The following is an 18382-nucleotide window of genomic DNA, read 5'->3' on the forward strand; positions in this document are numbered from 1 at the left end:
ATCGCGGGGCGTTTCACTCGAAATGCCCCGCGAATGAAAAGCAGAAAGAATGGCCCCGAATCCACCAAAAAGACGCACGCCCGACGAAATCCGCGCGGGCAACAAGCGGCTCGGAATCGTCATGATGTTGATTGCCGCCGTTTTCTTTGTGGGTATCGTCGTCAGGCAATACCTGTTGTCGAGAGGTTAAACGTGTCGACTCAGCAGGAAGAAACACATATCGACCGCAGCTTCAACCGGTCGATGCTCATGAAGCTCTTCGTCGTCGCGCTGATGATGTTCGGCTTCGGCTTTGCACTGGTGCCGATGTATCGCGCGATCTGTTCGATTACCGGCGTCAACAATCTGGTGCAGAAGGATATCGGCGCGAAAGAGGCGAAGAACACGCAAGTGGACATGAGCCGCACGATTTCCGTCGAATTCGATGCAAACGCGCGCGGTGCGCTGGAGTTCAAGCCGGAGCAGTCGAATCTCGATCTTCACCCCGGTGAAGTGATGACGGTGATGTACCAGGTGACCAACGATCAGAACCGCACGGTGAAGGCGCAGGCCATCCCGAGTTACGCGCCGAAGCAGGCCACCGAGTACTTCAAGAAGATCGAATGCTTTTGCTTTACGCAGCAGACGCTGTTGCCGGGCGAAACGAAGCGCATGCCGGTGGTGTTCGTCGTCGATCCGAAGCTGCCCAAGGATGTGAAGACGATCACGCTGTCGTACACGTTCTTCGAACTGGATGCGCCGAAGTCGGTGGCCAAGGGATCGTGAGGTTAGAGAGGGACATGAGCGCCATGAACGCGGAAACACCGAACAAGGGCGGTTTCCTGAAACTGGTGAAGGCGGTCTTCTGGTCGTTCTTCGGCGTGCGGCGGCGTGCAGATCTCGAAAGCGATGCCGCGCAACTGAAGCCGCTGCATTTGATCGCGGCCGGCGTGATCGGCGCGGTGCTGTTTATCGCCGTGCTGCTGTTGATCGTGCGCGCGGTGGTGGGATAGACGGATCGCCGTGACGTTCACTGAACGGCGAGATAAGAAAACTCAAGTAACTGGATCGAAGTGGAGAATCAACAATGAGCGGTCAAAACGAGAGCCCGTATTACTTCGTGCCGCATCCGTCGCGGCATCCGGTCATGGCTGCGGCCGGCCTGCTGCTGGCGATGGCGTCGCTGGCGTCGTGGGTGAACGGACATACGTGGGGGCCGTTCGGTACGCTGATCGGCGTGCTGTTCCTGCTGTTCGTGCTGTGGCACTGGTTCGGCGACGCGATTTCCGAGTCCGAAGGCGGCATGTATGGCAAGCGCGTGGACGTGTCGTATCGGTGGAGCATGAGCTGGTTCATCTTCTCCGAAGTGATGTTCTTCGCGGCATTCTTCGGCGCGCTGTTCTATGCGCGTCAGATCGCGCTGCACGAACTCGGCAGCCTCGATTACAAGCTGATTTGGCCGGACTTCTCCGCCGTGTGGCCGAACAACGGTCCCGCCGCGCTGGTCCCGCATTTCCGCGCGATGGTGCCGTGGCCTCTGCCGACTATCAATACGGCGCTGCTGCTGTCCTCGGGCGTAACGCTGACGATTTCGCACCATGCGCTGCGTGAAAACCATCGTCACAAAGCGATCATCTGGCTGGCGGCTACCGTGCTGCTCGGTCTGATCTTCTTGTTCTGCCAAGGGTACGAGTACTTCCACGCCTACAACGAACTGAACCTCACGCTGTCGTCGGGCGTGTACGGCTCGACGTTCTTCCTGCTGACCGGCTTCCACGGTTTCCACGTGTTCCTCGGCGGCACGATGCTGACCGTCGTGCTGGTCCGGATGATTCGCGGTCACTTCACGGCGGACCATCACTTCGCGTTCGAAGGCGCGGCCTGGTACTGGCACTTTGTCGACGTCGTGTGGCTCGGGCTGTACGTCGTCGTCTACTGGCTGTAAGTCATACGCGCGCTGAGCGCAAAAACGCCGCCCTGATGTTGCCCGGGCGGCGTTTGCTTTTGCAGAATCGGCGGCGGTAAGAACTGCCGCGACAATAGGCGGCGGGGCCGAACCTTTGTTCCGCGTTATCGTCGTAATCGGGGCTTATCGACCAATGGGAATGCCGCTGGTCTGAATCCAGCCCATCCAGTGCGCGAACAGGATGAACAGGAACAGCGAGATCGATAGTCCGACGCGCATGGCGAGCGACCAGACCATCCGCTTGGTCTTGCCTTTGTCGGTCATCATGAAATACAGCGCCGACGCAAGACTGCTGAGGATGAGGATGAAAGCGATAGCAACGAAGATGTGCATGAAACCAGCCAGCGTGTTCGCTCAGGAATGACCGTGAGCAGTTTTGAATTGAGTCATCTCATTATCTCACTCGATGCAACCGCCCGTACGGAGCGGCCGTCGTGAAGATCCGCCTTCTGCCGACGCTGCTGATTCTGATCGTCGTCGCGGTGACGGTGCGCTTGGGCTTCTGGCAGCGCGACCGAGCGCATCAGAAAGAAGCGCTGAACGCGCAGATCACGGCTTTCGAGAACGCGCCCGCGCAGCGTGTGAGCGCGAACCCGCTGCCGCTTAAGTCGATCGAATTCCATCGCGTGGAGGCGCGAGGCGAGCTTATGCCGGAACGCGTGGTGTATCTCGATAATCGTCCGTATAACGATCAGCCGGGCTTTTATGTCGTGATGCCGCTTAAACTCGAAGGCGGCGGTTATGTGCTGGTGAATCGCGGATGGCTGCCGCGCAATCTCGCGGATCGCACGGGCATCGAGCCTTATGCAACGCCGAAAGGTATCGTCGATGTGCAGGGCATCGCGCGTGCCAATCCGTCGCAGGCGTTCGAATTGGGGCACGGGGGATCGGCGGCGCATCAGGAAATTCGGCAGAACCTCGACGTCGCGGCTTACGCGCGCGAAACCGGCCTCGCGTTCCAGCCTTTCGTGATTCAGCAGACCAACGATACCGGCGACAAACTTGTGCGCGACTGGCCCGCGCCGACGCTCGGCGTCGAACGTAATTACGGCTACATGTTTCAGTGGTGGGGCATGGCTGCGGCGGCGATCGGCTTCGGCCTGTATGCTGCGCGCCGCGCCGCGAAGAAAGGCGAAGCCGCGTCACATGCCTAGAAAACGACGCCCAGAGAACGAATTCATGCAAACTCAGCAACCCGCCGCGCCGCGCGGCAATCGACGTAATTCGAAACCCGGCTCGTGGACCAGCGGACGCTGGATGCTCGTGCTGCTCGCGCTCGTGTGTGCAGCGCCGGTGATTGCATCGTATTTGATGTATTACGTGTTCAAGCCCGCGGGCGGCACGTCCAGCTATGGCACGCTGATCGACCCGCAACGGCCGATTCCCGCGCAACTCGTCGTCACGGATGAGAAAGGGCAGAGCATTCCGCTCAAGTCGCTCGAAGGCAAATGGCTGATGGTCACCGTCAACGGCAGCGACTGCGACGAGCAATGCGTGACGCGCCTGTACTTCATGCGCCAGGTGCGCGTGCTGCAATCGGGCGAGCGTGAGCGCGTGGTCAACGTCTGGCTGCGTACGGACGATAAACCCGTGTCGGACGTGATCGAGAAAGCGTATCCGCAGCCGGACACGCGCAAGCTCGTCGCGGATCCGAAAGCCATCGCGTCGTGGCTTCCGGTCGATGACGGCACGAAACTCACGGATCACATCTTTCTCGTCGATCCGAATGGCAATTTGATGATGCGCTTCCCTAAGAATCCCGATCCCAAAAAGATCAACGCGGATGTGGCGAAGCTGCTGAAGTGGTCGCGCATCGGCTGAAATCCAGGTTCAAGGTAGAAGAAACATGTTTTTGATTCAACTCGGGCTGATCGGCATTTGCATTGCGCTGCTGCCGCTCTCCTACGTCTGGGCGAAAGCCGATGACGGCAAATTCCGCAAGCTCGTCTGGCTGACGACCTTTCTCACGCTCGACCTCATTATGTTCGGCGGCTTCACGCGCCTGACGGATTCCGGCCTCGGCTGTCCCGACTGGCCGGGCTGTTACGGCACGTCGTCGCCGTTTATCGCGCATGCGCAGATCGCCGCCGCGTATCAGGCGATGCCGACCGGCCCGGTGAGCGTGGCGAAAGCGTGGATCGAAATGCTGCATCGCTATTTCGCGATGGCGATTGGCGTGCTGATCATCGCGCAGGTGATCATCGCGTGGACGGCGCGCTTCAAGAAGCGTCCGCTGCACGTCTCGCCGTGGTGGCCGACGGGCATTCTCGCGCTGATCGTGCTGCAAGGCGCGTTCGGCGCGTGGACCGTCACGCTCAAGCTGCAACCGGTCATCGTCACGACGCATCTTTTGCTCGGACTCGCGCTGCTCGGCGCACTCGGCTGGCTCGCGGCCCGCATGACGCCGATTCCCTCGCTCGATTCCGCCGCTGCGCGCTGGATGCCCGCCGCCGTGTTCGGCCTCGTGCTGCTGGTCGTGCAGATTGCGCTCGGCGGCTGGGTCAGCACGAATTACGCGGTGCTTGCCTGCACGGACTTCCCGCTCTGCAATGGCCAGTGGATTCCGCCGATGAACTTCGAGCACGGCTTCCACTTGTGGCGCGCGCTCGGCATGACCGGCGACGGCGATGTGATTTCGCAAGACGCGCTGGTCGCGATCCACTGGACGCATCGCACGTTCGCGGTCGTGGTGGTGCTTTACATGCTGTGGCTCGCGGCCATGCTGCGGCGCTTCGACTCGCTGCGCAAGCCCGCGAACGGCGTACTCTTCGTCATTGTGATTCAATTTTTGACAGGTCTTTCCAACATCGTCCTGCAATGGCCGCTGCCGATCGCGGTGGCGCACAATGGCGGGGCCGCGATCCTGTTGCTGCTACTCGTTATGCTAAACTTTCGAATCTCCTCCAGCCGTCCCGGCCGCGCCGCAGTTCCTTCGCGCGACGTCGTTTCAGCGTGACTCCAATCTCTCATGGATAGCACGACACTCAATTCCCCTCTCGGAAGCCGCGCCGCTCAGTACTGGGCGCTGACCAAGCCGCGCGTCACGCAACTCGCCGTGTTCTGCGCCGTTATCGGCATGTTCCTGTCCACGCCCGGCATGGTGCCGTGGGACAAACTCATCGGCGGCGCGGTCGGCATCTGGTTGCTGGCGGGCGCGGCGTTCGCCATCAACTGTCTGGTCGAACAGAAAGTCGATGCCAAAATGCGCCGCACCGCGTGGCGTCCGTCCGCGCGCGGCCAGATTACGCCGACGCAGATTCTGATCTTCTCGGCCGTGCTCGGCGGGATCGGCATGTGGACGCTTTACACGTTCACGAACGCGCTGACGATGTGGCTGACCATCGCCACCTTCGTTGGCTACGCGGTGATCTATACACTGCTGCTCAAGCCTTACACGCCGCAGAACATCGTGATCGGCGGTGCTTCAGGTGCGATGCCGCCTGCGCTCGGCTGGGCCGCCGTCACCGGCGCAGTTCCCGGCGATGCCTGGATTCTCGTGCTCATCATCTTCGTGTGGACGCCGCCGCATTTCTGGGCGCTGGCGCTGTATCGCCGCAAGGATTACGAAAACGCCGGTCTGCCGATGCTGCCTGTCACGCACGGCGAAAAGTACACGCTGCTGAACATCTTCCTGTACACCATCGCGCTGTTCGCGGTCACGTTGATGCCGTATATCTCGGGCATGAGCGGCATCGTGTATCTGGTGAGCGCGATTGCGTTGGGCGGCGTGTTTATCGGCTACGCGTGGAAGCTGTATCGCAATTACTCGGATGAGCTTGCGCGCAGTGCTTTCCGTTATTCGATCGTGTATCTGTCGCTGCTGTTCGTCGCGCTGCTGGTCGATCATTACGTGCGTACGGTGATTGGCGCATGACCATTGTTCTTCGCCGCATGCTCGCGTTGTTCGCCTGCGCGATGCTCCTCGCCGCCTGCGATAAAGCGCCCGACTTCAAGAATCTCGACATCACCGGCAACAAGCAATTCGGCAGCGATTTTTCGTTGCCGGATACAAACGGCAAGACGCGCACGCTCGCGGACTACAAGGGCAAGGCCGTCGTCTTGTTCTTCGGGTATACGCATTGCCCGGATGTATGTCCGACCACGCTCGCCGAACTGTCCCAGGCCATGCAAAAGCTCGGCGACAAGTCGAAGGACGTTCAAGTGCTGATGGTCACCGTCGATCCGACGCGCGACACGCCGCAATTGCTTGGTCAATATGTGCAAGCGTTCAATCCGTCGTATGTCGGATTGCGTCCCGCGAACGACGCGCAATTGGCGCAAGTGGCAAAAGACTTCCGCGTCTATTACGCCAAGTCCGCAGGCAAGAGCGCCGACGACTACACGATGGACCACACCGCCGCGAGCTATGTCTTCGATAAAGACGGCAAGCTGCGACTGTTCGCACGCGACGGGCAGGGCGTGGAACCGTGGGTTCACGACCTCAAGATTCTGACGGATTGATGTTCAAAGGCGGCCTTTTCAGGCCGCTTTTCTTTTACGAAGGTTCCGGCAGATTCAACCCTGGCGCTAACCGCGTCGCCTTGAATTCCGTGATGTCGTAATGCGCGAGCTGCTGCTGCGCGAACGGATCTTCCGCGATGATCGCGTCCAGCCTGTCCCGCTCGATTCCCGACGCGATAATCACGCCGCCTTCGCGCGGAATCTTCGGTCCGGCCATCACGAACACGCCCGCTTCGAAATAGCGGATCAGGAAGTCGCGGTGTGCATCGAGCGCATCGTCGATTTCGGCGAGTGCGCCGGTGTATCGCAGGTTGATCACGTACATGTTTGCGTGCCTCTGTCTGATGTTGACCGTGTACAGCGATTTTATCGGCACCTTGCCGCGCGTGATATTCACATGAGCATTCTGTATTTCCGATCGCACCAACGTTGTGCGAATATCCAAATCCCGTAGCAATCCGCATCATCGAAACAGGAAATACCATGCAGCGCAGAAATTGGCTTAAGGCAGTGATCGCAGTGGCGGCATCGGCCGCGTTTGGAGTCGGCTTGGCGCATGCTGACGACAAGGTTATCAAGGTCGGCACCATCGCCGGTCCGGACGCGCAGATTTGGCAAGTCGTGCAGAAGGTTGCGAAGCGCGAAGGGCTGAATGTTAAGGTCATCGAATTCAATGACTACGTGCAGCCGAACGCCGCGCTCGACGCAGGCGATCTCGATGCCAACAGCTTCCAGCATCAGCCGTATCTCGACAGTCAGATCAAGCAGCGCGGCTACAAGATCGTCAATGCAGGACTAACGTATATCTCGCCGCTTGGCGTGTATTCGAAGAAGCTGAAGTCGCTGAAGGATGTGCCGCAAGGCGCGAAGATCGCTGTGCCGAACGATCCGTCGAATGAGAACCGCGCGCTGCTGCTGTTGCAGGCGCAGGGCGTGATCAAACTGAAGGCTGGCGCGGGCGTGAATGGCAACAACGCCACGCCGCTCGACGTAGCCGAAAATCCGAAAAAGATCAAACTGATCGAACTCGATGCCGCGCAACTCCCGCGCACACTCGCCGATGTCGATGCCGCCGCCATCAACACGAATTTCGCGCTCGCAGCCGGTCTGCAGCCGACGAAGGACGCCATCGCGCTGGAAGACGTGCGTAGTCCGTACGCGAACCTGATCGCGGTGCGGATCAAGGATAAGGATCAGCCGTGGGTGAAGAAGCTCGTGGCGGCGTATCAGTCGGAAGACGTGCGCCAGTTTCTGAAGAGCGAGTTCAAAGGCTCGGTCGTGCCGTCGTTTTAATGGCTTAAGCGCTTCGAGCGCATAGAACGCGGTAGCAAAAAAGGGCGTCCTCAGGGACGCCCTTTTGCATGGCGCGCTTCAATCCGCGTAGACCTTGCGCAACTCGCGCCGCCACGTGACACCCGTCGATTCGTCCTGCGACGGCGTGAAACCGGTTCGCATGAAGAGCCCGCACAAATCTTCGTGCGCCATATTCATGCGACAGATCACGTTGTCATAACCCGCACCGTGCGCGAAGTTCGTACATGCCGCGACGAGTTGCGCGCCGAGACCCCGACGGCGCGCACTCGGTTCGACAAACAACAATTCGATGCGCGCCTGTGAGTCGGAATCGGCTGTCAGCAGCGCGGCCCCGACGCGCGCTTCGCCTTCCTGTTCTGCCACCCAGCACGCGATGCGCGGTGTGTTCGTTTGCATTGCCGCGAGAAACCGTGCGATCACGGACGCCGCGTGCGCCTCGTTGACGAGCTTTGCCCGCTCGGACGTCTGCAGATGCGCGTGACGCTCGACCATCCAGCCGAAGTCGCCGCAGCGCGGACTGCGAAGACGTGCATCTCCTAGACTGCTGCCGGCCGGCGACAAGATGCGCTCGATATCTGCCATGCCGATGGTCAACTGATCGACTTCTCCCGGCGACAGACGGCCGAGCAAATTGGCCGTTTCGGTAGAGATATGAAGATCCATTTCATCGACTTTGGCTCTGGCGTCCTCGGTCATCATCAGCAGATGGGCGCGGCCGTCTGCTTCGTTCTTGGTGCGTATTACCAGCCCGAGTTTCTGGAAGTTCGTGATCAACCGGCTCAGATAGCCGGTATCCAGCCCGAGATTGCGCGACAAGTCCGCCGCCGTATGCGCTCGGTCGTGCGCCAGCTCGTGCAGGATGCGGACTTCAGTCAGGGAAAAATGGCTCTTGTGAAGCCGCTCATGAAGCGCGCCGGCATGACGCGCGTAAAACCTGTTGAATCGCCGCACGGCTTCCACGGCCCGGATCGGATCTGAACAGCCCATCTGCATTACTCTCTCATCATGTTTGTAATTAGATTTGATTAGTTGCGATTCCGAACTAACAAAAACATTGTGCCAAAGAAAGAACGGTCGTGCTAACGCTAAATGCCTGAAAAATGAACAATCGTTCTATCGCAGAACCATTCCGATGCGATGGATCGATGATTGGGGTAAGTCCTGATGCCTAAAGTGTTGCATACGGTCTGCTAAACATCTTTTAAGCAATTGATTTGATTGAAAAACTGCCATTTGTCATGAAGCGTTGGTTCAGCTTTGACTGGTATTATGTTGGTTATATAATGGGCTCCGTTCCAGACGTTCAAGAGCCTTTTCGATGGAAAATCGCTGGCAGGATTTGATGCCTGACGAGAGCAACTGCACGCCGCTTTATTTGCAACTCGCAGCACGCCTGGCCACCGCAATTCATGCAGGTAGCTGGACAGCGGGTGAAGCGTTGCCGTCGGAACGAAACTTGTCTGAAGGCGTGGGTGTATCGCGTATTACTGCGCGCAAGGCGTTGGCGCGGCTGGTCGAGCAGGGATTGATTCGGCGCGTGCGTGGTGCGGGGAGTTTTATTACGCCGCGCGCAAGTGATCCACTCTCTGGCTTGATTGGTTGCACCGAAATGCTTGAACAGCGTGGCTTTAAATCCGACTCGGTCTGGCTTCAGCGCAGCGTGCGTGCAGCGAGTCGGAGCGAAACTATGCACTTTGGCCTGGCACCCGGCGCTTCCGTTGCGAGCTTGCAGCGATTGCGCCGCGCGGACGGCATCGTGATGGCGGTCGAGCATTCTGCGCTGCCGGTTTGCGTGGTGCCGGAGCCGCTGGCGATCGGGGCATCGCTTTATCGGTATCTCGAGGAGCGCGGGCAGTCGGTGGTGCGGGCGTTGCAGCACTTTCGCGCGGTCAACGCGAGCGCGGAAATCGCCAGGCTGATGGGCGTTGCACCGCGCGCCGCGTTGCTCGTCATTACGCGCATCGGCTATTCGGCGGATCAGCGCGCCATTGAACTGACGGACACGTATTGCCGTGACGACTACTACGACTTCGTCGCGGAACTGCATCGATAAACGCCGGGATGTTCATCGACTTATCCGGCGTGCATGACTGAAAGAAGCATCACGAGAGCAGCTACAAGAACCAGAGGACCAAAGAAAGCCATTCGCACGCCGCGTCTGTTTGGACGCGCGGCACGCCTGCTCGCAGCATGGCGCGGACGGCGCTGAACCTCATCACGCATCGCGTACTTCCAGAGAACTTCATGCTGAAAGGAAACATACTCACTACGGACGGCTGGATTCACGGCACGGTCCGCTTCGAAAACGGCCGCGTGACTGGCCTCGAAGGCCATATCGCCGATCCGCTCGCGAACGACGCGCCGTATATCCTGCCCGGTTTCATCGATCTGCACGTTCATGGCGGCGGCGGACGCGACATCATGGAAGGCGGCGACGCCTCCGATACTGTCGCGCGTCAACATGCGCAGCACGGCACCACCAGTTTGCTTGCCACCACCATGACCGCGCCGCGCGACGAACTCATGGAAGTCGTCAAAGGTCTGGGCGAACAGGCGAAGCGCCGTGCGTCCGGCGGCGCGCGCGTGCTCGGCGTGCATCTTGAAGGCCCGTATATCAACCCCGGCAAGCTCGGCGCGCAGCCGGACGCCGCCGCCGTCGCTGTGCGCGACGAAGTGCTGAAATATCTCGAACTCGCGCCCATTCGCGTCGTGACCATTGCGCCGGAAATCTCCGGGCATCTCGACATCATTTCGGAAATGGCATCGCGCGGCGTGCGCGTGCAACTCGGCCATTCGCTCGGCACGTACGACGACGCCGTCAATGCGCTCAAGCACGGCGCGCGCGGTTTCACGCATCTGTTCAACGCCATGTCGCCGCTGCATCATCGCGATCCCGGCATGGTCGGCGCGGCGCTCGCGCATGCGGAGTACGCCGAACTGATTCCCGATCTGCTGCATGTGCATCCGGGCGCCATCCGCGCCGCGATGCGCGCGATTCCGCGTCTCTATGTCGTCACGGACAGCACGTCTGCCGCCGGCATGCCGGATGGCAACTATATGCTCGGCAGCCAGCACGTCACCAAATGTATGGGCGGCGTCCGTCTCGCGGACGGCACGCTCGCCGGCAGCACCCTGACCATGGATCAGGCGCTGCGCAACCTCGTTTCGCTGGGCATTCCGCTCGCGGATGTATCGAATCGCCTGTCGCGTTATGCCGCCGACTATCTCGGGCTCGAAGACCGCGGCCGTATCGCGCGCGGCGCGTGGGCCGATATGGTCGTGCTCGACCGGGATCACATGCTGACGGCAACGTATGTCGAAGGAGAATCAATTGTCGAATATGCTTAATGAGGCGCTGGAGTCCGCCGATGTCGTCGCGGCCCAACTCGCCGATACCTCGCAGATCGAGGCACTCGCTGTCAGGCTCGCCGAGCAGCCACGAAACGTTGCACTGACGGTCGCACGCGGCAGTTCGGATCACGCTGCCAGTTACTTCGCAAGCCTGACGATGAGCCGCATCGGCATTCCGGTGGCGTCGTTGCCGATGTCGGTTGCCACTTTGCAGCAAGCGCCGTTGCGCGTCTCCGGTCAGCTTGCCGTTGCCTTCTCGCAATCGGGCAAGAGTCCTGATCTCGTCGGCACCATGCAGGCGCTGCGCGAAGCAGGCGCGTTCACGGTCGCGGCGGTCAACGTCGCCGGTTCGCCGCTCGAAAACGCGTGCGAGTTCTATCTGCCGCTGCTCGCGGGACCGGAGCTTTCGGTTGCCGCAACCAAGAGTTATATCGCGATGCTGTCGCTTTCGGCCATCGTGATTGCCCATGTTCAGCGCGATGCCGAATTGCTCAACGCATTGAAGACGCTGTCGGACTCGCTGCGCGCCGCAGGCAAGCTCGACTGGACGCGCGCGGTCAATGAGTTGAAGGACGTCGATCGCATGATTGTGGTCGGGCGCGGCCTCGGACTTGCCATCGCGCAGGAAGCGGCGCTCAAGCTCAAGGAAACCTCGGGCATTCAGGCCGAAGCGTTTTCGAGCGCGGAAGTGCGTCATGGTCCGATGGAAATCATCGACAAAGACTATCCGCTGCTGGTGTTCGCGCCGCGCGGACCGGAGCAGGCGGGTCTGATTCAACTGGCAGCCGATATGCGCGCACGCGGCGCACGCGTGCTGCTGGCCGCACCGGGCGATGTCGCGGATGCCGAACTGCCGCTCGTCGCCACCGATCATCCGGCGCTCGATCCGATCGCCGCGATCCTTTCCTTCTACGTGATGGCCGCAGGTCTGGCCGCCGCGCGCGGGCGCAATCCCGACGCGCCGCGCCACCTGAACAAGGTCACCGAAACCCATTGAGCGAGACGACGATGCGCCGTGCCGAGGAGTCCCTGTTGAACCATTCCACCGATAACCCCAACGACGTCGTGCTGCTCTCGCCGTTCACCGGTCCGGTCGTGCCGCTCAAGGACGTGCCGGACCCCGTGTTCGCCGAAGGCATGTTCGGCGACGGCATCGGTATCGATCCGCTGGACAACGTGCTGGTGTCGCCGTGCGATGGCGTCGTCACGCATCTGGCGCGGACGCATCACGCCGTCACGCTGCGCTCGCCGCAGGGCGCGGAAATTCTCGTGCATATCGGTATCGATACGGTCGAGTTGGGCGGCAAAGGCTTCGCGCCGATGGTCGAACAAGGCGCGACCGTGCGCGCCGGTCAGCCGCTGATCGAGTTCGATGCCGACTTCGTCGCGCGTCATGCGCCGAGTCTCGTATCCGTCATCGCCGTCGCAAACGGCGATGCGTTCGATGTGCTCGATCGCGCGGGGCGCGGTGTATTGAAAGCAGGCGAGCGCTTGCTGGTGCTGCGCGCGAAAACGGGCGAGAAAGCCGAAAGCGCGCGTTCAGGCGCGGTGGTGTTGGATGAAGCACGTCGCACGTTGACGCTGGCGCATGCGGGTGGTCTGCATGCGCGCCCGGCAGCGCGGGCGCGTGAAGCGGCGCGCGGTTTCGACGCCAAGGTCGAAGTGCGTTACGAAGGCAAGAAAGCGCCGGTGGAAAGCGTGGTCGGTCTGCTCGGCCTCGGCGCGGGTGACGGCGCGACGATCGAATTGGTGGGGATCGGCGCACAGGCGCAGCAAGCGGTCGAAGCGGTCGCGAATGAATTGCTGCGTGCGGCGCATGGCGAAGTGGAAGAGTCGCCGGCGCGTGCCAAATCGCCTGCGCCGGTTGCGGTGCCGCGCCCGTCGGGCGAACCGTTGCCGCCGAACACGCTCGCGGGCGTGTGCGCTGCGCCGGGTATCGCGGTGGGTTCGCTGGTGCGTTGGGACGATCAGCCGATCGTGCCGCCTGAACAGGCCACGGGTTCGTCCGCGGCGGAAAGCCGTGCGCTCGATAAAGCCATCGCTCAGGTCGATGCTGAACTCGAAGAAACCGTGCGCACCGCATCGCAACGCGGCGCGGTGGGCGAAGCGGGAATTTTCGCGGTGCATCGCGTGTTGCTCGAAGACCCGACGCTCGTCGATGCCGCGCGCGATCTGATCAGCCTCGGCAAGAGCGCGGGCTTCGCGTGGCGCGAAGCGATCGGCGCGCAAATCGCGCTGCTGAATAACGTCAACGATGAACTGCTCGCCGAACGCGCCGCCGATCTGCGCGATATCGAAAAGCGTGTGTTGCGTGCGCTCGGTTTGAAGAGCGCGACCGCGCGCGAGTTGCCGCAGGAAGCGGTGCTGGCCGCCGTCGAATTCACGCCGTCCGATTTGTCTTCGCTGGATCGCTCGCGCGTGACGGCGCTCGTCATGTCACGCGGCGGCGCGACGTCGCACGCGGCGATCATCGCGCGTCAGATCGGCATTCCGGCGATGGTCGCGATCGGCGACGCGCTGCATGCTATTCCCGATGGCACGCAAGTCGTGGTGAACGCATCGGCGGGACGGCTGGAACATGCGCCGACCGCGCTCGATGTCGAACGCGCGCGCAGCGAACGCGATCGACTGATCGGCGTGCGTGAAGCGAATCGCAAGATGTCGCAGGAAGCGGCATCGACCAAAGATGGCCGTCATATCGAAGTCGCCGCGAATATCGCTACGCTCGACGACGCGAAAGCCGCCGTCGAAAACGGCGCGGATGCGGTCGGTTTGCTGCGCACGGAACTGCTGTTTATCCACCGCAAACAAGCGCCGACGGTTGCTGAACATTCGGAGAGCTATCAAGGCATCGTCGATGCGCTGCAAGGACGCACCGCGATCATCCGCACGCTCGACGTCGGCGCGGACAAGGAAGTCGATTATCTGACGCTGCCGCCCGAAGAAAATCCGGCGCTCGGTTTGCGCGGTATTCGCCTCGCGCAAGTGCGTCCCGATCTGCTCGACGATCAGTTGCGCGGTCTGCTGGCCGTGAAGCCGCTCGGCGCGGTGCGCATTCTTCTGCCGATGGTCACCGACTCGGGCGAGCTGCAACGGCTGCGCACGCGTATCGACGAACTGGCGCGTGAAGCGGGCCGCACGGAACCGATCGAAGTCGGCGTGATGATCGAAGTGCCGTCGGCGGCGTTGCTCGCGGATCAACTCGCGAAACACGCGGATTTCCTCTCGATCGGCACCAACGATCTGACGCAATACACGCTGGCGATGGACCGTTGCCAGCCCGATCTCGCCGCGCAATCCGATGGTCTGCATCCGGCCGTGCTGCGTCTCATCAAGGCGGCAGTGCAGGGCGCGGAAAAGCACGGCAAGTGGGTCGGCGTGTGCGGCGCGCTCGGCGGCGATCCGGTCGCGGCACCGCTGCTGGTCGGCCTCGGCGTGACCGAGTTGTCGGTCGATCCGGTATCCGTGCCGGGCATCAAGGCGCGTGTGCGCAATCTCGATTACCAACTGTGCCGCCAGCGCGCCGAGGATTGCCTCGCGCTCGAATCGGCGCAGGCAGTAAGAGCGGCAAGCCGCGAAATCTGGCCGCAGGATTAAACGCAGTCCCCGAAGCAGCAACAACAAGACTTATATTTTTGGAGAACCCGATGGACGCTAACCCGTTTGCAAAGATGCAGCGACTAGGCCGCGCGCTGATGCTGCCGATCGCCGTACTACCGGTGGCCGGCCTGCTATTGCGTCTCGGCCAGCCCGATGTCTTCAACATCAAGATGATCGCCGACGCAGGCGATGCAATCTTCACGAATCTGCCGCTGTTGTTCGCCATTGGCGTGGCGGTCGGGTTTGCGAAGGACAACAACGGCACGGCGGGTCTGGCCGGTGCGATCGGCTATCTCATCGAAGTGGCCGTGATGAAGGACATCAACGACAAGCTCAATATGGGCGTGTTGTCGGGCATCGTCGCCGGTATGGTGGCGGGCTATCTGTACAACCGGTACAAGGACATCAAACTGCCCGAGTACCTCGCGTTCTTCGGCGGGAAACGTTTCGTGCCGATTGTCACGGGGTTGGCGTGTCTGGTGCTCGGCATTGTGTTCGGCTATATCTGGCAGCCGGTGCAGTCCGCCATCGACGCAGCCGGTAACTGGCTGACGACCGCAGGCGCAATCGGCACCTTCGTGTTCGGCGTGCTGAACCGCATTCTGCTGGTCACGGGTCTGCACCACATCATCAATTCGCTGGCGTGGTTCGTGTTCGGCTCGTTCACGCCGCCCGATGGTGGCGCGGTCGTGCACGGCGATCTGCACCGTTTCTTCGCGGGCGATAAAACCGCTGGCGGCTTCATGACCGGTTTCTTCCCGATCATGATGTTCGGCCTCCCGGCCGCGTGTCTGGCGATGTTCCACGAAGCGCCGAAAGAGCGCCGCGCGGTCGTCGGCGGTCTGCTGTTCTCGATGGCGCTGACCGCGTTCCTGACGGGCGTGACCGAGCCGATCGAATACAGCTTCATGTTCCTGGCTCCGCTGCTCTACGCGATCCACGCGGTGCTCACGGGTCTGTCGCTGGCGATCTGTTCGGCGCTCGGCATTCATCTGGGCTTCACGTTCTCGGCGGGCGCGATCGACTATGTGCTGAACTACGGCCTGTCGCAGCGCGGCTGGATGGCGATTCCGCTGGGACTGGTGTATGGCATCGTGTATTACGGGCTGTTCCGCTTCTTTATCCGCAAGTCCAACATGGCGACGCCGGGCCGCGAACCCGCAACGACCGACGCCGAAACTGATGCAACCGCAACCGTCGATGGAGGTCTGATTCCGCCGCTGCCGGGCGCAGCTTCGGCTGCCAACTCGCGTGCTTCGCGTTATATCGCGGCTTTGGGCGGCGCATCGAACCTGACGCTGGTGGATGCTTGTACGACGCGTCTGCGTTTGTCGGTGGCGGACACGGCGAAGGTATCGGAAGCGCAGTTGAAGAGCATCGGCGCGCGTGGCGTGTTGAAGCGCGGCGCGACGAGCGTGCAGGTGATCATCGGACCGGAAGCGGATTTGATCGCCGATGAAATTCGCGGTGAACTGGAGCATTCGTCGACGCGTGGCGCGACGCCGGCTTCGTCGGGTCCGGCTGTTCCGGTTGCTTCGGCGGCGGCTTCGGCGGATCAGTCCGCTGGCCCGCTCGATCCGGACCCGCTGCGCTGGCTCGCGGTATTCGGCGGCGCAACCAACGTCGTTTCGCTCGATGCCGTCGCGGCGACGCGTCTGCGCGTCGTCGTGCGCGATCCGGCTTCGGTGGATCGTCAGCGCCTGTCTTCGCTGGATGTGGCGTGGGTATCGGCGGATACGTTCCACATTGTTGTCGGCGCGGCCGCACCGCGTTACGCCGCGACAATGGCGACGCGTCTGCCGAACAACGGCGGCGGCGCATCGCCGATGCCGGCTTGATGCAGCGTTGAGCTTATGAAGAATAATCGGCGCCTCGTGCGCCGATTATTTTTTGTGCGATGCCTTGTCCATTCACGCCGAAGCGCTGTCAGGAATGAATCGCGAGCTGTATCACGACATAGACCGCGGTGGAAGCGAGCGTAATAAGCACCAGCCCCAGACGTGTCGATAGTGTTGCAATTGCGGTCACGATAATGGCCGCTATCGCAGCCACAGGCGCTGCCTGAATTTCGGTCCAGACAATGTAGACCGTGAAGTTGATGAATACCGCGAGCGGCAGCACGCGTTCCAGCAGTCCACGGCTTGTTTGCGACAGACGAAGCGGCACCAGCGCGGGGAGCACGCGCACGGTGAGGCTCGTCAGAAACAGCGCGAGAATGGCCAGCGCGTGTGACGATTCAATCATGCGCCGGCCCTCCACATACGCCACGTCGAAAAAGCGATGCTGGGCAGCCAGAACCACACCTTGCCGAGCATTCCGAACAGCGCCATCGCAACGATGACGCACAGCGCGGTCTCGGCAATACGCCGTGAGTTGGCCGCACCAATGCGCGGCACGCGCACCTTGAGCTGACCAAGCGATAGCACGAGCAGCACGACACTCGCCGGAAAGCCTAGATTGATGCCTTTGCCAATCAGACCGGGCGGCATCAGTCCGAGCGCAAGCACGCCGGCGACATTGGAAAGAATCCAGACCGAGTAGATGGTCGCGCGGATCGTGACCACGGATGCGACCGAGTCTCGCTCGCTTTCCACCGCGTAGGCTTCGTCGCCGAGCATGTGTGCTGCCATTGCGCGGGCCGTGCGCGAGGCCGGCAGGCGTGATGCGGTGGCGAACGCAATCGGGATATAGCGGCTGTTGATCGATACCGCCATGAACAACATGGTCAATACGCCCAGACCTTGACCTGACAGCGGTATGAGTGCGAACTGGCCGCTTCCGGAGAAACCGAGCGTGCTGAACAGCAGAACCTCTTCCACACTCCAGCCGGACTGGGCGGCGAGCACGCCGCATAGCATTGCTACCGGCACGAGCGTCATCGCGGTAGGAAAAGCGCGGACGAACGCCACCCAGACTCGATTCTGCAAGCCGCTGCCGGAATAGGCGCTCTCCGTCATAGCGCGAGCTCGGCGGGCAGTTTCGTCTCGCTCGCAAGGCGCTCATGAGCAGGACCGTAAGCGCGCTTGTCCCATCTGTTGATTTCGATGACCCAGATATCCCGGTAGCCCGTCGTGCCGTGTGCCGGCTTCACGTCGGTCGCGTAGTGAATGTATCGCTCGTCATCGATCAGGACGGCCTGGTTCTCTCCCAGAACCTGTCGATACACGATGTCACGCGATGCAGGGTCGATCACCTGCGTTTCCCCGCCCGTGACGTTGTGCCTTTTAGCCACGACGATGACGCTGAATTCATGCCCGTCCCGATGCGGGCCTTCGGGGACCGTCACGCCTTTGAACTCGCCGTTCGCGATCACGCGTATCTGATTGACGTTGATCTGATAGTGCACGGTCTGATCGACACCGAGTGCTTCGAGGACCGCCGAGATCACCGGCGACGGATCGCATTCGAGCTGCTCGCGATGGCGCATGACGCCGCCCGCTTCCGCGAGCCGGATATAGGCCGCTGACTGAATGTACTTGCGCTTTGGCAGCAGTGCGAATATCCACTGTCCTTCCTCGTGATAGCCGAAGTATTGCGAAAGACGAATCTGACGGAAGCGACCCGGACTGTGCGTATCACGCGGCATGTTGTCGAACGACGCCGCAACGCCGCCGGACAGGGGCGGCGTATTGATGATCGCGTAGCCGTGTGACTTGAAGTGGCCGGGTTGCGTAATGGTGGCGCGCTCGTAGGAGAGGGGATTCATCGGAT

Annotated in this window: 21 protein-coding genes and 1 pseudogene; 15 read left to right on the plus strand and 7 right to left on the minus strand. The window is 61.3% G+C overall.

Annotation, left to right across the window (positions count from 1 at the left end; all coding sequences use genetic code 11):
* The first annotated feature begins 49 nt into the window (after positions 1-49).
* From P7F28_RS32570 to P7F28_RS32585, 4 genes are all read left to right on the plus strand, one after another.
* Positions 50-190, plus strand: coding sequence for a cytochrome oxidase small assembly protein (locus P7F28_RS32570; protein ID WP_277189407.1), 141 nt, complete (start codon positions 50-52; stop codon positions 188-190).
* 2 nt (positions 191-192) lie between these two features.
* On the plus strand, positions 193-765 hold the full coding sequence (locus tag P7F28_RS32575; protein ID WP_277189408.1) for a cytochrome c oxidase assembly protein: 573 nt from the start codon (positions 193-195) through the stop codon (positions 763-765).
* Between the two features lie 23 nt (positions 766-788).
* Positions 789-992, plus strand: coding sequence for a DUF2970 domain-containing protein (locus tag P7F28_RS32580; RefSeq protein ID WP_277189525.1), 204 nt, complete (start codon positions 789-791; stop codon positions 990-992).
* 74 nt (positions 993-1066) lie between these two features.
* On the plus strand, positions 1067-1924 hold the full coding sequence (locus P7F28_RS32585; protein ID WP_277189409.1) for a cytochrome c oxidase subunit 3: 858 nt from the start codon (positions 1067-1069) through the stop codon (positions 1922-1924).
* Between the two features lie 144 nt (positions 1925-2068).
* Here the strand turns inward: P7F28_RS32585 and P7F28_RS32590 are convergent, their stop codons facing one another.
* Positions 2069-2278 carry a twin transmembrane helix small protein gene (locus tag P7F28_RS32590; protein WP_277189410.1) on the minus strand — a complete coding sequence of 70 codons (210 nt, stop codon included), beginning with the start codon at positions 2276-2278 and terminating at the stop codon, positions 2069-2071.
* 101 nt (positions 2279-2379) lie between these two features.
* Here P7F28_RS32590 and P7F28_RS32595 point away from each other — a divergent pair, with 101 nt between their 5' ends.
* From P7F28_RS32595 to P7F28_RS32615, 5 genes are read left to right on the plus strand one after another with little or no spacing between them, the layout of a single operon-like run.
* Positions 2380-3099: an SURF1 family protein gene (locus P7F28_RS32595; RefSeq protein ID WP_277189411.1), complete on the plus strand. Its 720-nt coding sequence runs from the start codon at positions 2380-2382 to the stop codon at positions 3097-3099.
* A 25-nt stretch (positions 3100-3124) separates the two neighbouring features.
* Complete coding sequence (locus P7F28_RS32600) at positions 3125-3766, plus strand: cytochrome C oxidase subunit I (RefSeq protein WP_277189412.1); 642 nt, start codon at positions 3125-3127, stop codon at positions 3764-3766.
* A gap of 25 nt (positions 3767-3791) precedes the next feature.
* Positions 3792-4901, plus strand: coding sequence for a heme A synthase (locus P7F28_RS32605; RefSeq protein ID WP_277189413.1), 1110 nt, complete (start codon positions 3792-3794; stop codon positions 4899-4901).
* Between the two features lie 12 nt (positions 4902-4913).
* Positions 4914-5819, plus strand: a complete 906-nt coding sequence (gene cyoE / locus P7F28_RS32610; RefSeq protein WP_277189414.1) for a heme o synthase — start codon at positions 4914-4916, stop codon at positions 5817-5819.
* Positions 5816-6406, plus strand: coding sequence for an SCO family protein (locus P7F28_RS32615; protein WP_277189415.1), 591 nt, complete (start codon positions 5816-5818; stop codon positions 6404-6406). The genes cyoE and P7F28_RS32615 overlap by 4 nt, the downstream gene beginning before the upstream one ends.
* Before the next feature lie 34 nt (positions 6407-6440).
* Here P7F28_RS32615 and P7F28_RS32620 read toward each other — a convergent pair whose 3' ends face one another.
* Positions 6441-6731, minus strand: coding sequence for a YciI family protein (locus P7F28_RS32620; protein WP_277189416.1), 291 nt, complete (start codon positions 6729-6731; stop codon positions 6441-6443).
* Positions 6732-6889: 158 nt separating this feature from the next.
* Here P7F28_RS32620 and P7F28_RS32625 point away from each other — a divergent pair, with 158 nt between their 5' ends.
* Entirely contained in the window at positions 6890-7699 is an 810-nt protein-coding gene (locus tag P7F28_RS32625; RefSeq protein WP_277189417.1) for a MetQ/NlpA family ABC transporter substrate-binding protein, read from the plus strand.
* Between the two features lie 78 nt (positions 7700-7777).
* Here the strand turns inward: P7F28_RS32625 and P7F28_RS32630 are convergent, their stop codons facing one another.
* Both P7F28_RS32630 and P7F28_RS32635 read right to left on the minus strand, forming a co-directional pair.
* Positions 7778-8383 (minus strand): GNAT family N-acetyltransferase, encoded by a 606-nt coding sequence (locus P7F28_RS32630; RefSeq protein WP_277189527.1) that lies wholly within the window; start codon positions 8381-8383, stop codon positions 7778-7780.
* A gap of 84 nt (positions 8384-8467) precedes the next feature.
* Positions 8468-8713: pseudogene (locus P7F28_RS32635) on the minus strand (MarR family transcriptional regulator); the annotation flags it as partial.
* A 325-nt stretch (positions 8714-9038) separates the two neighbouring features.
* Between P7F28_RS32635 and P7F28_RS32640 the strand changes: the two are divergent.
* From P7F28_RS32640 to nagE, 5 genes are all read left to right on the plus strand, one after another.
* Positions 9039-9773 (plus strand): GntR family transcriptional regulator, encoded by a 735-nt coding sequence (locus tag P7F28_RS32640; protein WP_277189418.1) that lies wholly within the window; start codon positions 9039-9041, stop codon positions 9771-9773.
* A gap of 191 nt (positions 9774-9964) precedes the next feature.
* On the plus strand, positions 9965-11068 hold the full coding sequence (nagA, locus tag P7F28_RS32645; RefSeq protein WP_277189419.1) for an N-acetylglucosamine-6-phosphate deacetylase: 1104 nt from the start codon (positions 9965-9967) through the stop codon (positions 11066-11068).
* Positions 11061-12068 (plus strand): SIS domain-containing protein, encoded by a 1008-nt coding sequence (locus tag P7F28_RS32650; RefSeq protein ID WP_277189528.1) that lies wholly within the window; start codon positions 11061-11063, stop codon positions 12066-12068. Before nagA ends, P7F28_RS32650 begins: the two co-directional genes overlap by 8 nt.
* An 11-nt stretch (positions 12069-12079) precedes the next feature.
* The gene (gene ptsP / locus P7F28_RS32655) at positions 12080-14668 is read left to right on the plus strand and encodes a phosphoenolpyruvate--protein phosphotransferase (protein ID WP_277189420.1); all 2589 of its coding nucleotides are present in this window, start codon (positions 12080-12082) and stop codon (positions 14666-14668) included.
* Between the two features lie 50 nt (positions 14669-14718).
* Positions 14719-16509, plus strand: a complete 1791-nt coding sequence (gene nagE, locus P7F28_RS32660; protein ID WP_277189421.1) for an N-acetylglucosamine-specific PTS transporter subunit IIBC — start codon at positions 14719-14721, stop codon at positions 16507-16509.
* Between the two features lie 88 nt (positions 16510-16597).
* Here the strand turns inward: nagE and P7F28_RS32665 are convergent, their stop codons facing one another.
* The 3 genes from P7F28_RS32665 to P7F28_RS32675 are packed head-to-tail and all read right to left on the minus strand — an operon-like array spanning position 16598 to position 18377.
* Positions 16598-16915, minus strand: a complete 318-nt coding sequence (locus P7F28_RS32665; RefSeq protein WP_277189422.1) for a hypothetical protein — start codon at positions 16913-16915, stop codon at positions 16598-16600.
* Positions 16912-17628: an AzlC family ABC transporter permease gene (locus tag P7F28_RS32670; RefSeq protein WP_277189423.1), complete on the minus strand. Its 717-nt coding sequence runs from the start codon at positions 17626-17628 to the stop codon at positions 16912-16914. The genes P7F28_RS32665 and P7F28_RS32670 overlap by 4 nt, the downstream gene beginning before the upstream one ends.
* Complete coding sequence (locus P7F28_RS32675) at positions 17625-18377, minus strand: 2OG-Fe dioxygenase family protein (protein ID WP_277189424.1); 753 nt, start codon at positions 18375-18377, stop codon at positions 17625-17627. The genes P7F28_RS32670 and P7F28_RS32675 overlap by 4 nt, the downstream gene beginning before the upstream one ends.
* Positions 18378-18382 lie beyond the last annotated feature (5 nt).

Source organism: Caballeronia sp. BR00000012568055 (assembly GCF_029439455.1).
Taxonomy (GTDB): Bacteria; Pseudomonadota; Gammaproteobacteria; order Burkholderiales; family Burkholderiaceae; genus Caballeronia.

Bases quoted from the DNA above. Each gene is read 5' to 3' on its own strand.
- P7F28_RS32570 (WP_277189407.1), top strand. From the start codon at position 50: ATGGCCCCGAATCCACCAAAAAGACGCACGCCCGACGAAATCCGCGCG.
- P7F28_RS32580 (WP_277189525.1), top strand. From the start codon at position 789: ATGAACGCGGAAACACCGAACAAGGGCGGTTTCCTGAAACTGGTGAAG.
- P7F28_RS32585 (WP_277189409.1), top strand. From the start codon at position 1,067: ATGAGCGGTCAAAACGAGAGCCCGTATTACTTCGTGCCGCATCCGTCG.
- P7F28_RS32590 (WP_277189410.1), bottom strand. From the start codon at position 2,278: ATGCACATCTTCGTTGCTATCGCTTTCATCCTCATCCTCAGCAGTCTT.
- P7F28_RS32600 (WP_277189412.1), top strand. From the start codon at position 3,125: ATGCAAACTCAGCAACCCGCCGCGCCGCGCGGCAATCGACGTAATTCG.
- P7F28_RS32605 (WP_277189413.1), top strand. From the start codon at position 3,792: ATGTTTTTGATTCAACTCGGGCTGATCGGCATTTGCATTGCGCTGCTG.
- cyoE (WP_277189414.1), top strand. From the start codon at position 4,914: ATGGATAGCACGACACTCAATTCCCCTCTCGGAAGCCGCGCCGCTCAG.
- P7F28_RS32615 (WP_277189415.1), top strand. From the start codon at position 5,816: ATGACCATTGTTCTTCGCCGCATGCTCGCGTTGTTCGCCTGCGCGATG.
- P7F28_RS32620 (WP_277189416.1), bottom strand. From the start codon at position 6,731: ATGTACGTGATCAACCTGCGATACACCGGCGCACTCGCCGAAATCGAC.
- P7F28_RS32625 (WP_277189417.1), top strand. From the start codon at position 6,890: ATGCAGCGCAGAAATTGGCTTAAGGCAGTGATCGCAGTGGCGGCATCG.
- P7F28_RS32630 (WP_277189527.1), bottom strand. From the start codon at position 8,383: ATGGATCTTCATATCTCTACCGAAACGGCCAATTTGCTCGGCCGTCTG.
- P7F28_RS32640 (WP_277189418.1), top strand. From the start codon at position 9,039: ATGGAAAATCGCTGGCAGGATTTGATGCCTGACGAGAGCAACTGCACG.
- nagA (WP_277189419.1), top strand. From the start codon at position 9,965: ATGCTGAAAGGAAACATACTCACTACGGACGGCTGGATTCACGGCACG.
- P7F28_RS32650 (WP_277189528.1), top strand. From the start codon at position 11,061: ATGCTTAATGAGGCGCTGGAGTCCGCCGATGTCGTCGCGGCCCAACTC.
- ptsP (WP_277189420.1), top strand. From the start codon at position 12,080: ATGCGCCGTGCCGAGGAGTCCCTGTTGAACCATTCCACCGATAACCCC.
- nagE (WP_277189421.1), top strand. From the start codon at position 14,719: ATGGACGCTAACCCGTTTGCAAAGATGCAGCGACTAGGCCGCGCGCTG.
- P7F28_RS32665 (WP_277189422.1), bottom strand. From the start codon at position 16,915: ATGATTGAATCGTCACACGCGCTGGCCATTCTCGCGCTGTTTCTGACG.
- P7F28_RS32670 (WP_277189423.1), bottom strand. From the start codon at position 17,628: ATGACGGAGAGCGCCTATTCCGGCAGCGGCTTGCAGAATCGAGTCTGG.
- P7F28_RS32675 (WP_277189424.1), bottom strand. From the start codon at position 18,377: ATGAATCCCCTCTCCTACGAGCGCGCCACCATTACGCAACCCGGCCAC.